14 protein-coding genes and 1 CRISPR repeat array are annotated in these 16,207 nt (G+C 26.9%); of the genes, 7 read left to right on the forward strand and 7 right to left on the reverse strand.

The window, feature by feature from the left end:
- The first annotated feature begins 138 nt into the window (after positions 1 to 138).
- A complete protein-coding gene (locus tag IQC44_RS01480) occupies positions 139 to 1,020 on the forward strand; it encodes a DMT family transporter (protein ID WP_198304425.1) in 882 nt (293 codons plus the stop codon).
- 1 nt (position 1,021) lies between these two features.
- Positions 1,022 to 2,442: direct repeats of the CRISPR family, unit length 36 nt; unit sequence GTTTTAATCTACTCTCAAATCCCCATTTGATATAAT.
- A gap of 47 nt (positions 2,443 to 2,489) precedes the next feature.
- On the opposite strand, the gene cas2 is transcribed toward IQC44_RS01480, so the two are convergent.
- The 3 genes from cas2 to cas9 form a co-directional block, all read right to left on the reverse strand.
- Entirely contained in the window at positions 2,490 to 2,837 is a 348-nt protein-coding gene (cas2, locus tag IQC44_RS01485) for a CRISPR-associated endonuclease Cas2 (protein ID WP_198304426.1), read from the reverse strand.
- Positions 2,834 to 3,706 carry a type II CRISPR-associated endonuclease Cas1 gene (cas1, locus tag IQC44_RS01490; RefSeq protein WP_198304427.1) on the reverse strand — a complete coding sequence of 291 codons (873 nt, stop codon included), beginning with the start codon at positions 3,704 to 3,706 and terminating at the stop codon, positions 2,834 to 2,836. Before cas1 ends, cas2 begins: the two co-directional genes overlap by 4 nt.
- Before the next feature lie 104 nt (positions 3,707 to 3,810).
- Positions 3,811 to 7,323, reverse strand: coding sequence for a type II CRISPR RNA-guided endonuclease Cas9 (cas9, locus tag IQC44_RS01495; RefSeq protein ID WP_198304428.1), 3,513 nt, complete (start codon positions 7,321 to 7,323; stop codon positions 3,811 to 3,813).
- A 155-nt stretch (positions 7,324 to 7,478) separates the two neighbouring features.
- On the opposite strand from cas9, the gene IQC44_RS01500 reads away from it, so the two are divergent.
- Positions 7,479 to 8,003: a YbhB/YbcL family Raf kinase inhibitor-like protein gene (locus IQC44_RS01500; protein WP_198304429.1), complete on the forward strand. Its 525-nt coding sequence runs from the start codon at positions 7,479 to 7,481 to the stop codon at positions 8,001 to 8,003.
- Positions 8,004 to 8,031: 28 nt separating this feature from the next.
- Here the strand turns inward: IQC44_RS01500 and IQC44_RS01505 are convergent, their stop codons facing one another.
- Positions 8,032 to 8,610 (reverse strand): class II aldolase and adducin N-terminal domain-containing protein, encoded by a 579-nt coding sequence (locus IQC44_RS01505; RefSeq protein WP_198304430.1) that lies wholly within the window; start codon positions 8,608 to 8,610, stop codon positions 8,032 to 8,034.
- 56 nt (positions 8,611 to 8,666) lie between these two features.
- On the opposite strand from IQC44_RS01505, the gene rsmH reads away from it, so the two are divergent.
- Both rsmH and IQC44_RS01515 read left to right on the forward strand, forming a co-directional pair.
- Entirely contained in the window at positions 8,667 to 9,572 is a 906-nt protein-coding gene (rsmH, locus tag IQC44_RS01510; RefSeq protein ID WP_228286221.1) for a 16S rRNA (cytosine(1402)-N(4))-methyltransferase RsmH, read from the forward strand.
- A complete protein-coding gene (locus tag IQC44_RS01515) occupies positions 9,565 to 9,849 on the forward strand; it encodes a hypothetical protein (RefSeq protein ID WP_198304432.1) in 285 nt (94 codons plus the stop codon). Before rsmH ends, IQC44_RS01515 begins: the two co-directional genes overlap by 8 nt.
- Positions 9,850 to 9,864: 15 nt before the next feature.
- Here IQC44_RS01515 and IQC44_RS01520 read toward each other — a convergent pair whose 3' ends face one another.
- Positions 9,865 to 11,151: a C40 family peptidase gene (locus tag IQC44_RS01520; protein WP_198304433.1), complete on the reverse strand. Its 1,287-nt coding sequence runs from the start codon at positions 11,149 to 11,151 to the stop codon at positions 9,865 to 9,867.
- 4 nt (positions 11,152 to 11,155) lie between these two features.
- Complete coding sequence (gene kdsB / locus IQC44_RS01525) at positions 11,156 to 11,884, reverse strand: 3-deoxy-manno-octulosonate cytidylyltransferase (protein WP_198304434.1); 729 nt, start codon at positions 11,882 to 11,884, stop codon at positions 11,156 to 11,158.
- A 108-nt stretch (positions 11,885 to 11,992) separates the two neighbouring features.
- On the opposite strand from kdsB, the gene IQC44_RS01530 reads away from it, so the two are divergent.
- Both IQC44_RS01530 and IQC44_RS01535 read left to right on the forward strand, forming a co-directional pair.
- Entirely contained in the window at positions 11,993 to 12,133 is a 141-nt protein-coding gene (locus IQC44_RS01530) for a hypothetical protein (protein WP_198304435.1), read from the forward strand.
- Between the two features lie 201 nt (positions 12,134 to 12,334).
- Positions 12,335 to 12,649, forward strand: a complete 315-nt coding sequence (locus tag IQC44_RS01535; RefSeq protein ID WP_198304436.1) for a hypothetical protein — start codon at positions 12,335 to 12,337, stop codon at positions 12,647 to 12,649.
- Positions 12,650 to 13,017: 368 nt separating this feature from the next.
- Here IQC44_RS01535 and IQC44_RS01540 read toward each other — a convergent pair whose 3' ends face one another.
- Positions 13,018 to 13,245 carry a hypothetical protein gene (locus IQC44_RS01540; RefSeq protein ID WP_198304437.1) on the reverse strand — a complete coding sequence of 76 codons (228 nt, stop codon included), beginning with the start codon at positions 13,243 to 13,245 and terminating at the stop codon, positions 13,018 to 13,020.
- 180 nt (positions 13,246 to 13,425) lie between these two features.
- On the opposite strand from IQC44_RS01540, the gene polA reads away from it, so the two are divergent.
- On the forward strand, positions 13,426 to 16,116 hold the full coding sequence (gene polA / locus IQC44_RS01545; protein ID WP_198304438.1) for a DNA polymerase I: 2,691 nt from the start codon (positions 13,426 to 13,428) through the stop codon (positions 16,114 to 16,116).
- The last annotated feature ends 91 nt before the right edge of the window (positions 16,117 to 16,207 follow it).

A 16,207-nucleotide genomic window follows, 5' to 3' on the forward strand; every position in this document is an offset into this window, starting at 1 on the left:
TAGTTTACTATTGTATCATAAATTAGTATAATATAGTGAACTAAATAGCTTAAAATTTTGATTATTAAATTTTTCTCTTACTTACTATTATTAAAAGATTTGTTAAAATAGAAATTAATAGTAATTAAAGGATAATTTTTGAGTGAAACAGCAAAAGGGCATTTATATATAATAATTGCAACAATTTTAATCTCAGGTTCATTTTATGCAAGTCAAATTCTTTCAGGTGTGATTGATTCTATATCTTTGACTTTATATAGATTTGTTTTGGCATTTATTATTCTTTTTCCATTGGTAATAATAAAAAAAGATGGAGTAAAAAAAGCTATTAAAATCTTACCAAAAGCTATGATAGTAAGCCTTTTTTATTCACTTTATTTTATAGGAATGTTTCAGGCTTTAGAGTACACAACTGTTTTAAATACAGGAACTATTTATACACTAGTTCCACTTATGACTGCAATTTTATGTATATTTTTCTTTAAAGAAAAAATCCCTTTAAAACAACTTTTTGTCTATATTGTGGGAATTGTTTCAACTTGTATAATTATTTTTCAAGCTAATATTGAACTATTTTTAAAATTTTCACTAAACAAAGGCGATATTATATTTTTAATTGCATCACTTTCTATGGCACTTTATCCAATATTTTTGAAGATTTTATATACAAAAAAAGATGAATTAGTTATTACAGTTACAAGCACACTTCTAGGTGGAATTATTTGGATGAGTCTTACAATGTTTGTGCTAAATATCCCTTATGAGTGGAGTAAAATAGAAGGAAATTTACTATATTCAATGCTATATCTTACGATTGGAACAACAGTTTTAACACTATTTTTATACCAAAAAGCATCGCTTATTCTTGGACCAAAAAAGATTATGGCTTATATATATTTAAGCCCTGCATTGGTTGCAGTTATTATGTATATTTTTGAAAAACAGAGCATATCTTTTGGAGTAATGGTGGGAATTGTTATTTCAACTTTTGCTACAATTTTGATATTAAGAGATAAATAAAAATTTATTTTTAACTCAAATCCCCATTTGATATAATTTGTTTCAATTCCACCAGTTTTGTAATGTTGTTTTAATCTACTCTCAAATCCCCATTTGATATAATGGTTTGTATTTTACAATTATTAGTTTAATTGTTTTAATCTACTCTCAAATCCCCATTTGATATAATTTGGCGTAGAGCAAGATGGTAGCGGGTTTAGTTTTAATCTACTCTCAAATCCCCATTTGATATAATAGGTCTGTTTATTCCTGAAAATCCCTCATGTTTTAATCTACTCTCAAATCCCCATTTGATATAATTGGCTAGAAACTAGACTTGCAGAGGATGTGTGTTTTAATCTACTCTCAAATCCCCATTTGATATAATCTAGTGTCTGATATTTTAGCAATGAGTGCGTTTTAATCTACTCTCAAATCCCCATTTGATATAATAACTGTAAATGTAGGAGCTGGACAAACATAGTTTTAATCTACTCTCAAATCCCCATTTGATATAATTTTATATCTTTCAAGATGAAGCCCGTATTGTTTTAATCTACTCTCAAATCCCCATTTGATATAATTGCTATTAGCAATTAATCATAATGCAAAAGGTTTTAATCTACTCTCAAATCCCCATTTGATATAATATTTGTACTTAAGTACTCTTATGTCATATAGTTTTAATCTACTCTCAAATCCCCATTTGATATAATATTCAGGTTTAGCTTGGAAAAGTATTACAGCGTTTTAATCTACTCTCAAATCCCCATTTGATATAATAGGCTCCTTTTGTATGTTTTGTAGGTGTTGTTTTAATCTACTCTCAAATCCCCATTTGATATAATTTGCAGGGACTGCTATAAATTCTTTATTATGTTTTAATCTACTCTCAAATCCCCATTTGATATAATACGGTGATGTACTTATTAAACTTATTTCATGTTTTAATCTACTCTCAAATCCCCATTTGATATAATCGTTTATTAATCTAGCTGTTTGTAGCTTTGTGTTTTAATCTACTCTCAAATCCCCATTTGATATAATATGAAACTTGAAGATATAAAAGAAATATCAGTTTTAATCTACTCTCAAATCCCCATTTGATATAATATCAAATTTATCATTATGGATAACCCATGAGTTTTAATCTACTCTCAAATCCCCATTTGATATAATATCAGATACAAACTATATCTCTTTGACTCGGTTTTAATCTACTCTCAAATCCCCATTTGATATAATCTAAAGAATTCACATGTTGTGAACTATTATGTTTTAATCTACTCTCAAATCCCCATTTGATATAATTGGAATTTGATTAGTAGAGCTGAAAGGATAGTTTTAATCTACTCTCAAATCCCCATTTGATATAATTTCTTGTTTTGTGAATATTTGACTAGGTTCGTTTTAATCTACTCTCAAATCCCCATTTGATATAATATTCCAGCCAAAAACCCTGTATTACAGGGTTTTATAAAGTTTTTATACTAAAAAATAAGTACTGTTTGAGTCTGTTTTTCTACCTTTTTTTCAGGTTTTTCACGATAATTTTCTATAATAATCATATTTTTATATTGAGCTTCTGTTACTTTTAACACCCTAATCGAGCCTTTTGTAGGTGCAATTTCTTTAATTTTTCTCTCATATTTTTGTGCTGTTTCTAAACTGTTACAAAATCTCACATAAATAGAGAACTGAAACATAATAAAACCCATTTCTAAAAGTTTTTTTCTAAACTTTGTATATTTTTTAATATCACCTTTTGTATCTGTTGGCATATCAAACATTGCAAAGAGTACCATTTTTCTATATCTACTTATTTCTATTTTTTTCATAAACTAAAAAGTTTTAATTCGTCAGTTTTGCTCAAGCAAATAGATTGGTAGTTAGCAACTATTTGCTTCATACAGTATGATACTTGCACTCTTTGATTATCATATATTACTATTTCATCGAGTAGTTTTAAAAGTTCTACTTTTATGGAACTTGTTAATTCCATATCTTTACTTATATTTCTTTTTACAAAAATATCAATTATTGGGCGAAAAGGCTCTATTAAATCATCTGCTAGATTAAAGGCATTTAATTCACTACTATGGTGTATTCCAAAAACTGGATTTAATCCGTGAGCTATTAAATACCTACAAATGGAGCTTCTAAAAACTGTATATCCAAAATTGAGTGCTGCATTTCTTCCATCAAGTAAAGAGTTTCTACTAAAATCTTTGTCAAAAAGCTCTTTAAAATAGTATGCAGCTGCAACTGCTTCTATATGCTCTTTGTCATTTGATTTTACTCTTGGAAGTAAACTATCCAAATAGCTCTCTTTTGTATTAAATATTTTTAAAACTTTTGATTGGTTTTCTACTTTAGAGTAAACTATTTTTTGCCAAATTTGATTTAGTTTTGGTTTACTTAAAAGAACTTGTGCTTTTTGTATTTTTGTTGTACGGCTATTTTTATTTATTCCTAATAAAATTGAACTAGGCATAAATTTTTCATCACAAAATATCACACTAATGTCTGCTTTTGAAAGTTGAGCTAAAAGTGCAGTTGAAATAGTAGTATGGTAGTTTTCTATTAAAATAGTATCTATATCATCTAAACAGACTGTGTTTTCGCTATCTTGCGTTTTTATTTTGATTAGGTTGTTTGTGTAGCTTAAATAGGCTTTGTTTTTTATGTAGAGTTTTTGAAAAGACATTTTATAAACTCCTAAAAAAGAGTTTATAAAATTTTTGCGGGACTAAATCGTCCCTTGTTTTAATCAGACTATCAAATCCCCATTTGATATGCTGAAATTCTATCTTAGTTTTTCTTAAACTCTTCATAAGAAATCTCCCCAAAGAAATTTATTTTTATTGGATTTGCTATTGTTGATTTATTTAAAGTAACTAAAGGATTTTTAATATCTTTTTTATTAATAGATTTTAGTTCTAATTTATTGTTACCATTAGAAATTTTTCCACCACCATTAAAAACAAAATACTCTTTAGTACCATTTTTTAAATCACTTATCTCTAAAATATCATTTTTTGAAATAGTTATTTTGTCTTCATAATTTTTAATCAATTCTAATTTACCTTGATAAATTTTTGGCAAAATATTATTTTTTATAGATGAAAAATAGTTTAGTCCTATTACTTGCCCTTTTTGGGTATTGTATAAATCTACACTCAAAGTATTATCATTTAGCTTTGCTACAAATGGAGTTTTATTCTCTTTTAGGTTTTTATAAACTTCAAAATCTAGCCTTTGTACTCTATTTTTTTGTTTTTTGTCTGTGATTATTATACTATCAGCTTTTGTTACAGAGTTTGATTTTATATTTATATTTTTTACTATCTGTTTTTTGCCATCTTTTGTATAGAAAAAACAAGGAGTTTCTAGCTCTTTTATAAGCTCTTTTTTATTTTGTTCTAGCTCTTCAATTTTATTTTTTATCTCCAAAGTTTCAGCCGTATCAATAGCTTTTTTATCTCTTGGAAGTTTGCTTTGTTCATCTTTTATATCTACAGTAATAGAGTTTATATTATCTTTTATTTTTAGTAGTTTTTGCTCATACTCTTCTAGTGCTTCTTTAATATTGTTTTGCTTTGGTAGGTCTAGTTTTCCTTTTATATCATTAAATCTTTTTGATACATCTTCGTTTTTTAGCTCTTTTCCAAAATTATCATAAAGAAGATTTTTACTTATCTCTATTTTATCTATTTGAGCAAAGTTATTTAAGTTTTCATCCCAAATTAGCTTGATATTTCCATCTTTAAAGCCACGAATATTTTCTCTTTTCTTCATATATGGACAAATATATAGTTCATTTTTCTCATATTTTTCTACTTTTTCTTTTACAAATTCAAACAGAGATTTGCCATCTTTTGAAATTGGAAATCTTGTTTTTAAACTTTCCAAAATAGCTTTTGTTTTAAATTTATCCTCTTTTTGTTTGAAAAAGTCATTTAAGGCTTTTTTTGAAGAGTTATTTAAAAGGGAGATAACAATAGCATCTATTGTGTGGTGATAGTTTGTATCTCTATCTTTTTTACCATCTTCATTTGTAGGCTGTGCTTGGTTTACTCCCCAAAGTTTTTTAAGTTCACTTATAGCTTTTCCTGTGACTCTTATTACATTATCATTTGTTTCACCTTTTCCATATTCATTTTGTTTTGGGAAAAGATAATGTTCTAAATAGTTTGCAACTATTTTTGTAGCACTTCTTGTATCGTTTAAAAATCTATCTTCAAGGCTTTCATTATCCCAAATATTTTGGATATTTTTCTCATCTGTTAGCCAAAATTTCTTATCTTTGTTTGATAAAAACTCATTTACACGACCAATGAAATTATCCCACTCACCAATAGATTTTAAAAAACTCACTGGGTGTTGATTTGATTTATTTTGATTATGTTTTTTAAGAACCAGTATTTTATTTTTATAGCTATCTATCCAAATTTTACTTCTTGGAATAAAATGCTCAACTTCAGTTATATTTTCGTCCATTGCATCTTCAAGAGTTAAAACTTCACCACTATAAAGGCACTTTGATTTTTGTTCTTTTAAAAGTCTTACTCTTAAAATATTTTTGCTACTTAACTCTTTATTCATACTTTTTAGTAAAATTTCTGCATCTTTTATCTCTTTTTTACTTTGTTCTTGTGATTTTTTGATTTTTTCTTCATCTTTTTTTGAGTTTAATTCTCTTGCTGTTTCAATTATGATTTTATCTATTTTTCCATATTTTGCTATAAGCTCATTTACTAATCTTCTTAAAATTGAGATTACTCTTTTTACATTTGGGCTAATAAGTGGTTGATAAAATAGTTCGTCTGCTTTAAAGTTTTCAATATTCTTTTCTAGCCATTTTATATCTTCCTTACTTGGATTTAGTGGTGGAAGATAGTCGTAAGCTTTCATTTGTGTATATCTTTTGAAATATCCTAACTCTTCAAGAGTAGTGTGATAAGAAGTTCCTTTTTGCATTTTTTCCAAAATTTCTTTTATAAATTTTAAAGAAAATGACAAATAAGAGCTTGTAGCTTTGTTTAGTCTTGAGATTTTTTCTATTTGTTTATCATTTAAGATATTTTCTTTATTTAGTTTTTTTATCTCATCTCTTATTTGTTGTTCACTTACAAAATAGTGTAAAACTTCCAAAAGTTTAGAGTAAAACTCTTCATTTTTTAAAATAGTTCCAAAATCACTAACTTCTAAAAGTGCTTTATGTATAGATATATCTTGAACTGTATCATCTTGTTTATCTGAAGTTTTTATTTCTATATCTTTAAGCCCTGCATTTTTAAAAATATTTTTAGCTGTGATTTTTTGTACATTTGGAGTTTTTAGCCAAAAATCAATAGTAGTTTCTATATCTTCATTTGAAAGCTGTACAAATTCACCACTTTTTTTATTTAAAATAAAATTTCCTAAAATAGAGTTTTCTATTCTTTGTCTTAAAATAAACTCAATAGCCTTTATATGTGCATTTATAACTCTTTTTTGTGGCTTTTGTGAGTAGTAGTTATAAAAAGAGCAAAAACCTACCATATCTTCAACACTTTTTAAATCTCTTTGCTCAAAAACTCCTTTTGAGTTTTCATTTATTCCATTTAAAAGCTTATCTTTGAAATCTTCATAAGTTTTTAAATTTTCAAAAAGCTCTGTGTTGTTTTTTTGGCTTTCTAAAAGTAATTCTGTCTCTTCTTGCCAAAGTTTTCTATCAAGTGAATTGCTATATTCATCTTTTTTGTTTCTTATAGCAATATTTATAAAACCATCTTTTTCAAGTTCATCTTTTTTTATTGTTAAAACTTTTGATGGAAGTGCATAATTGTTGTTTTTATATATATTTTTATTTGTTTGTATAGCACTATTTATTTTTTCACTCTCTTTTGCTTTGTTTTCATCTTCGTCTTTTGCAAAAAGATTTGTGTATCCTCTTCTTGAGATTATTGTATAAAGTGTAAAAACAAACTCATCTTTTGATAATTTTTTACCTTTTATAGCTTCTTCTCTTATGCTGTAAGGTTCTTTATATAGTTTTGTAAGATTATTAAAATACTCTATTGGATTTTCTAAAATATCATTTGAAGCTAGTTTAAAATAGTAAAAAAGTTTTCTAATATTCTCTTTTCTTCTACTTGCTCTTTCATTTCTTCGTCTTCCACTTCTAAAAGCTCTTCTATCAGTAGCCATTACATATTCACTAAAAATAATACTATTTGAAACAAGTTCTTTAAATATTGTAGTATCATTTTTCTCTTCAAGCTCCAATAGAGCAAACCCTATACTATTTGTTCCTAAGTCTAAACCTAAAACTTTTTGCATTTTCTTGCCTTTTAAAATAATTCTAATGTTTAGACTTTACTATAAAATGGCTTATTCTCTTTATAAATAGAACACCCTAAAATAAATATTTATTTAAAATAATTACAACTTAAAACTGTATAATATCTATTAAATTTATTATATGAGGAGAGAAAATGAAGAAAATATTATTAAGTTTGGCTTGTTGTACAAGCTTTTTATTTGCAGATAATTTCACTTTAAAAAGTGAAGAGTTAAAAGGTCAGCTTACAAATAAGCAAGTGTTTAGTGGTTTTGGTTGTAGTGGTGAAAATATCTCTCCACAACTTTCTTGGGAAGATGCTCCAAAAGGAACAAAATCTTTTGCACTTACAGTTTATGATCCAGATGCACCAACAGGTTCTGGATGGTGGCATTGGCTTGTTTTTGATATTTCAAAAGATAAAACTTCACTTCCAACAGGTTTTGGAAATAGTGAACAAAGAGATGCTATTCAAAGCCTAACTGATTTTGGAACAAGTGGTTTTGGAGGTGCTTGTCCACCAATTGGTGATAAAGCTCACAGATATATTTTTACAGTTCATGCACTTGATGTTGAAACTTTAGGATTAGATAAAAATGCAAATCCTGCACTTGTAGGATTTATGTTAAATTCTCATACAATCTCTAAAGCTTCAGTGATTTCTTATTTTGGAAGATAAAAATTAAAAATATTTGTGATTAAAAAAGTTATTTAAAGGTACTTTTAATACTTAAAAGTCTGCAAGAGTTCTCTAAAATAGCTATTTTTTTCACAAGTTCATGAATATCTCTATCATAAATATAAGTTCCAACACCTTTTATAATCATCATATTATTTGAAGAATTTTTAAGATATTTTGTTATTTCTAAAGCATTTCTTTTATACCAAGTAGAAAAATCACCAGGGTGATAGATTGGAATCTCATTAAACATTGTTTTTCCAAAGAAATCTTCAAAAATAATATTATCATTTACAAGGCTATAAGCTGTTGTATAAATTGGCATTCCAAAGGCTATATATTTTGCTTCGTGAATATTTGTATAGATTGTAGAGTGGATATGAGCCTCCATACTTGCCATATTCCATCTAAAATCTTGTTTATTCATATTTAAAGTACAAAAAGAGTTTTCATCAATATTATCAAAAACTGCATCTTTTGTGTTTATCATAAAATTTGACTGATCTAGCTTTGCAGATAATGAACCGTGATAAATACCAAAAAAGTTTTTACTAAACATTGAAAATGATAAATCAGATAGTAGTTTAATAGTATTTTGGTCAATCATTTTAAGCCTTAAATAAATTTTTGCTATTATATATGAATTTTAATAAAAGGATTAAATTGCAAGAAATTCCTCATATACCTGTTTTATATAATGAAGTTTTGGAAGCTTTTAAAGATATAAATGATGGTTTTATAATAGATTGTACAACAGGATATGCTGGACATAGTAGTGGTTTATTGAAACAAAATCAGAATATAAAATTAATCTGTAACGACCAAGATGATGAAGCTTTGAATTTTTCTAAAAATAGATTAAAAGAGTTTGAAAATAGGGTGGAGTTTAACAAAGGAAATTTTGAAACAGTTATTCTAAAATATAAAGATTTTCAAATAAAAGGTATTTTAGCTGATATTGGAGTTTCATCTTTGCAACTTGATAAGCTAGAAAGAGGATTTAGTTTCAACTCTATGACTTTAGATATGAGAATGAACCAAGATCAAGCTTTAGATGCTGCAACAGTTGTAAATAGCTATTCTCAAACTGACTTAGAACGAATTTTAAAAGAGTATGGAGAAGTAAGAGAGTATAAAAAAATAGCTTCTTTAATAGCTTCAAATCGTCCTTTTTATAGCTCAAAAGATTTAGCTGAATTTTTATATAAAAAAATGCCAAAAGGAAAAATTCATCCAGCTACTTTGGTTTTTCAAGCAATAAGAATAGAAGTAAATGATGAATTAGGTGTTCTTGAAAGACTTTTTGATTCTATTGAAGAAGCACAACTTCAAAACTGTATAGTTGCTATCATCTCTTTTCACTCTCTTGAAGATAGAATTGTAAAAAATTATTTTAAAAAATGGAGTCAAAACTGTATTTGTCCTGTTGGAGTTTTTAGATGTGAATGTGGAAATAACCATGCTTTAGGTAAAATTATTACAAGAAAGCCTATAATTCCAACTCAAAATGAGATAAAACAAAATCCAAGAAGTAGAAGTTCAAAACTAAGGATATTTAAATTTGACTAAGCTAAATTCAACAAATTCACTTTTTATAGTATTTTTTCTATTTATACTGGCGGCAATTTTATTTTTACCAAAAATCTATTTTGCAAACAATATTTACTATACAAGCAAAGATATAAATAGGCTTTATGCCCACTATATTTCACTTCAAGAGGAGAATAAATTTCTATCTCAACAGCTAGAAGATATGAAGTTTAAAAACCAAATTATTGACTCTTTACTATTTAATCCTCTTGTTCAAATAGAGCAAAAAATAGAAAAAAATAGCCTAGAAGAGTAAATCTTCTTGGTTATTTTAATTTAAAATCGTAATTCCTAAAACCTTTTTTAAAATATTACTATCTTCTGTAAAACCTTCTAGTTCAATTCCAGGTTCAAGTGTAGTAAGAGTTGCTTTACCTATAATATGTCTAAATTCTTGATTATTTTTATCTTTTAATCTTACACTCCAAACATTATGTGCAACAAGAGGTTCACTATTTTTTTGACCAATGTATAACATAATATGCCCTTTTAAGTAAACCAAAGTAGAAAATGGAACACCATTTTTTCTTATAAAATCTTTTTTCTCTTCAAGATTTAAATTTGACATATCCAAATATTTTCCATTTGTAGTTTGTGCTTTTGAGTTTCTATGAAGATATTTTCCAAAAACAGCAAAATAGTCTTGAGTGAAACTAGAGCAATCTCTATTATTTAACAATCCACCCCAACCATAAGGCTCATCTAATAAATTATTTAGAATTGTTACTCTATTTTCATTGCTATATTTTATTGGCATTTTTTGGGCTTCATCGGCTTTTAAATCAATATATGAAATTTTTGCATTTTGATTTTCGTCATTTGAGGCAATTATAAATTTATCTCCTTGTTTAGGAAAAATAGAGCCAAGTTTTACATATTCCCTAAATATTGGGTCATAAATAGGAAATTTCTCTTTTGTACTTATAAAATAGTTTGAAGTTTTAAACTCATTTATGAAATTATCATCAACAAAAGCTATATTGTTTATATCAACCCAACCACCTACAAAATGAGACTCTACGTAAGCCCAAGCATTATCAAGAGATAAATGAGAAACTATCAAAGGAGTATTTATTTTTAGCAGTGAATTTTGGTTATAGTCAAAAGGAAAGCCTTCTCCAGGGAGTGTAGGATTATAGAAAAATGGCGAATTTGTAGGCATTACTCTTACATTTGTATTTTTTAAAGTTATGGCTTTTCTTACATTCAAATTGTACTGTTCAAAATTTGTGTTAATAATAAGCCTATCAAACCACTCTTTTGATGCTAATTTATGGTTTTCTAAGTAGATTTTTTTATTTTTATACGAAAATCCCCACATAGCTTCATTTTTAGGATATGAGAGTTTTGAAGAGTTCCAAGGATTGAAATATTTTGTCAAAAATTCATTAGTAGCTTTTTCTTGATTTATAAAATCATCATTTGCTGTATTTGAAAGAGTAGTTAAATCATCTGTTTTTACAGGAAATTCCTGTTTTATTTTTATCTCTTTTGTAGTACAAGCAGCTAAAAATATAGCAATAAAAAGAGAAAAACTAACGAATTTTATATTTTTCAAAAAATTATTTTTCATCTTTGAAAACTTCCAATGCTCTTTGTAAATCCTCTTTTGTATCTATTCCAAAAGATTTTGACTCAACTTTTACCATAGCTATTTTGTAACCATTATCTATTGCTCTTAATTGTTCTAATTTCTCGATATTTTCAAGCTTAGAAGGGTTTAAACTACAAAATTTATTTAAAGAGCTTTTTGTAAAACCATAAATTCCCAAATGTCCAAAATAGTCCATATTTTCTATATTATCCCTATTGTATGGGATTTTAGCTCTTGAAAAATATATAGCTTCATCAAGATTATTTAATACAACTTTCACTAAATTTGGATCATTTGCACTATCATTTTTTATAGTTTTATAGCAAGAAGTAATCAAAGTATTTGGGCAAGATTGCACCTCTTTTACTCTATTTATTACAGCTTCAACAACACTTGTTTCAATAAAAGGCTCATCAGCTTGAACATTTACAATAATCTCGTCATCATCTAAATTTAGATTATTCACAGCTTCATTTATTCTATCTGTTCCACTATTGTGTTCTATGCTAGTCATTACAGCATCAAAACCATACTCTTTAGCTAGTTCCATAACTTCGCTACTATCTGTTGCAATTACAACTTTATCCAAAGAACTAACTTGTTTTGCAGTTCTTACTACCATAGGTAGCCCAAAAATATCGGCTAAAATCTTGTTTGCAAATCGGCTTGAATTTAGCCTTGCTGGGATTATTATCATCTTTTCTCCATAATATTTTTATTTTTATTATATTGTTTTCTTTCTTTATTCTTATTTGACAATGCTAGGAAAAATGTTTAAATATTGGGCAAATTTTAAGGAAATTATATGCAAGATTTATCAAAAACTACAATTTTGTCTAAAATTAAAGGGCTAAAACCTATTTATGAAAAAGAGGGGGATGAAAACAACTCTGGGTTTAAATCTTTTTTGCGAATAAAAGAGATAAAAAAGGAGCTTATGAAGTGAGAAACTTCATAGCAATAGAACTTCACTTTTACACTTTTGGTAAACAAACTTAAATAGTTTTTGTTCAATTACTATTTGCAACTATTTCAAATTTTAAAATATCTAAGTATTATATAAGTCTTCCATTTTTATATATAAATAAAATGTATTGTATAGTACAATTTAGGACATGTCAATTTTTTACAACAAGGACTATTTTAAATGGATACCGTAACAGTAACTACTAAAGAAGAATTAGAAGAAGCTAAAAATAAAGCTTATTCCGAAATAATAATTAAAGGAGAGTTTGCTAATAAATTTTATAAAACTAAAAAAATAGCTAAATTAGGGAAAGCTTCACTGGCTGTAATTATAACTGCTATTGGAGTAGGTGCAACAACTGGAGTGGGTGCAGCTGCAATAATATTAGCAAGTAGTATTGGTATAGCATTAATTATAGCAATTTTTAAGGATTATGAAGAAATTAGTTATAAAGAAGGAGAGTTTGTTCTCAGAAAGAAGCAATCTAAGAATTAAAATATTTAATTTGATAATAATGCAAAAGATATTTTCTAAAATAAAATCTGAGACTAAAGTCCCGTTTCAAAAACAAATATATAAACTAAACCTTTTTCTTTTTAAGAGCTATTCAAGCTTTTGTATATGTAAGAATATAGTTTAAAAAATAAGCTTTTATCAATATCTTTAATTCTATTGGTATTTTTTGCTTTAAGCAATTTTGTTATAGGTTATGGTTTTGGAGCAATAGTGCTGTTTTCAATACTTGTTGGTTTTTTGATTGTAATAGTGGCTTTTAAAATTCAAAGCAGCAGTTTTTTTATCTTGAGATATATAATTTACAATATTTAAAAGCTCTGTTTTAAATTGTTTGGAAAAAACTATTTTCATATTTTAGATATATGCTCATCTATTTCATTCCAAAACTCTTTCTCTTCTATAAATATATTTTGCTTTCTAGCCATTTCTACTCTTTTTTTAGCTTCATCAAGATTGGATACTACAAAATCAGCATTTAGGCTATTTTTATCAATACTTACACTTGGATATTTTTTTAGAAATGAGATAATTTCAGGATAAACAACATCTGGAATAGTCAATTTTAGAGTGTGCATTTTCAATCCTTTATAAATATTTTGTCAATATATCAAAGCTTATCTTAAAAAAAACTATATTTCCAAAACGGACAGGAAGTTGAGATTTTGGATACCCAAAAAATAAAAATCTCACTAAAACCACTCTTTAAATCATTTTATTATATTATAAAAGCTTAAAACTAACATTGAAAGATTATTATGAAAAAAACTATTACGATTATTGATACTTTTGGATTTTTATTTAGAAGTTACTATGCCTTACCGCCATTAAGAGCCACAAATGGATTTCCAACAGGGCTTTTAACAGGATTTATGAATTTTATAGCAGGAATTGGAAAGGATTTTAAAACAGATTATATAGTTTTTGCTCTTGATGCAAAAGGTGATACATTTAGAAATGAGTTATATTCAAACTACAAAGCCCAAAGACCAGATGTTCCTGAAGATTTACTAGCTCAACTTCCAGTTGCTATTACTTTTATAGAGGAAATGGGATTTAAAATAGCTATAAAAACAGGTTATGAAGCAGATGATATGGTTGCAAGTATCGCAAAAGATGCAAAAGAAAAAGGTTTAGAAGTAAGAATAGTATCTCATGATAAAGATTTATACCAGCTAATAGATGACAAAAATTCTGTATATTTATTTGACCCAACAAAAAAACAAGTTATAAATGAAGCAAAATGTATAGAAAAATATGGAGTTTTACCATCGGAGTTTACTGATTATCAAGCTTTAGTTGGGGATACAGCTGATAATATTCCTGGAGTTAAAGGAGTTGGTGCAAAAACTGCTGAAGCTTTAATAAAAGAGTTTAAAACTATTGAAAATATTTATGAAAATATAGAAAAAATTGATAAGCCTAGAACTCAAAATTTACTTTTAGAATCAAAAGAAAATGCATTTTTATCAAAACAGTTAGTAACTTTAAAAACAGATTGCCATTTTATAGACAATTTAGAAGAATTCACTCTTCCAATACAAAATCCTATTTTAAAAATATCAAATCTTTTAGAATCTTATGATATGCATAGAGTTCTTGATAGAGTAAATAAAAATGGGCTTAGCTATAAAACAAAAATTCCAACAACAAAACCAATAGATTTGGAAAAACCAGAGTATATTTTGCTAAATGATGAAGCAAGTTTGAGTTTAGTTATAAATAAAATTCCAAGAGATGCTATTGTTGCTTTTGATACTGAAACGACAGATTTAGATACAAATAAAGCAAAAATTGTAGGTTTCTCTTTTGCTTTTGAAGAAAATAGAGCATATTATGTTCCAATAGCTCACAATTATTTGGGAGTTGATAAACAAATATCTTTTGAAGTTGCAAAACAGACAATAGAAGTTTTAAATAGATATAAGCTTGTTCTTCAAAACTTTAAATATGATTGGCAAATAATAAAAAATAACTTTGATATAGATTTAAAACTATATGCTGATACTATGATTTTATCGTGGATTTTAGATACTGATAGCAAAGTAGGAATAGATTATCAAATAAAAAAATATTTTGGTATAGAGATGATTTCCTTTGGTGAAATTGTAAAAAAAGGTGAAAATTTTTCAATCGTTGAATTAGAAAGGGCTACACAATATGCAGCAGAAGATGCTTTGATGACTTTAAAACTTTTTAATAAACAACTTGAAATTTTTAAAGAAAAAGAGGAAGTTGAATTGCTAAATATAGCCTTTGAGTTGGAGTTTAATTTTATTTATGTTTTAGCTTCTATGGAGCAAAGAGGTATAAAAGTAGATGTATCTTTGCTTCAAGAGTATCAAAAAAAGAGCCAAGAGTTTTTAAATAAACTAAAAGATAGGATTTTCTCTTGTGTTGGTTTTGAGTTCAACATAAGATCTCCAAAACAAGTAGGAGAAACACTTTTTGAGAAGCTTAATCTTCCTCCTTCTAAAAAGACGAAAACAGGATATAGTACAGATGAGAGTGTATTAAATGCACTTTTTGACCTGCACGAAGTTGTGCCACTTTTACTTGATTTTAGAGAAGCAGATAAACTTCACTCAACTTATATAGAACCACTTTTAGAGCTAGGGCTTAAAGATAGTGAAAATAGAATTTATACCTCATTTATACAAACAGGAACAAGCACAGGAAGACTTAGTTCAAAATCTCCAAATCTTCAAAATATTCCAACATTTGGAGCAAATGAAGTTGATATTAGAAAAGCCTTTGTAGCAAAGAATGATTATAAACTTGTAGGTGTGGATTACTCACAAATAGAGTTAAGACTTTTGGCTCATTTTTCACAAGATGAGGCACTTGTAGAGGCTTTTAAAAATGATTTAGATATTCACTTACAAACAGCTAGAAAAATTTTTGGTGAAACTGAAGCAAAAAGTAAAAGAGCTATTGCAAAATCTATAAATTTTGGTCTTTTATACGGAATGGGTGCAAAAAAATTAGGTGATACATTAAAAATATCTTCAAAAGAGGCAAAAAAATATATTGACTCATATTTTGAAGCCTTTAAAAGTGTAAAAGATTATTTAAAATCTATTGAAGATAAAGCAATAGAGCAAGGTTTTGTAAAAACTTTACTAAATAGAAAAAGATTTTTTGATTTTCAAGGAGCAACTCCACTTTTAAAAGCTGCATATTTAAGAGAGGCTGTAAATACTCAATTTCAAGGAAGTGCAGCTGATTTAATAAAACTTGCTATGATAAAAATCGAACAAAAATATAAAAATAGTGAAGATGTAAAAATGCTTTTACAAATCCACGATGAACTTATTTTTGAAGTAAAAGAAGAAAAAGTTGAAGAAATAACAAAAAATATAAAAAATATAATGGAGACTATATTTGTCTTAAATGTCCCATTAAAGGTCTCTTGTACGATAGGAGACTCTTGGAAAGAATTAAAATAATAAATAAAAATTATTAAAAAATGTAATTTTCCTTTGACAAATAAAGAAATTTTTGTTATTATTTTATATTGAATTTAAAATTATTAAAAAG

This window comes from Arcobacter vandammei (assembly GCF_016106035.1).
GTDB classification, from domain to species: domain Bacteria; phylum Campylobacterota; class Campylobacteria; order Campylobacterales; family Arcobacteraceae; genus Aliarcobacter; species Aliarcobacter vandammei.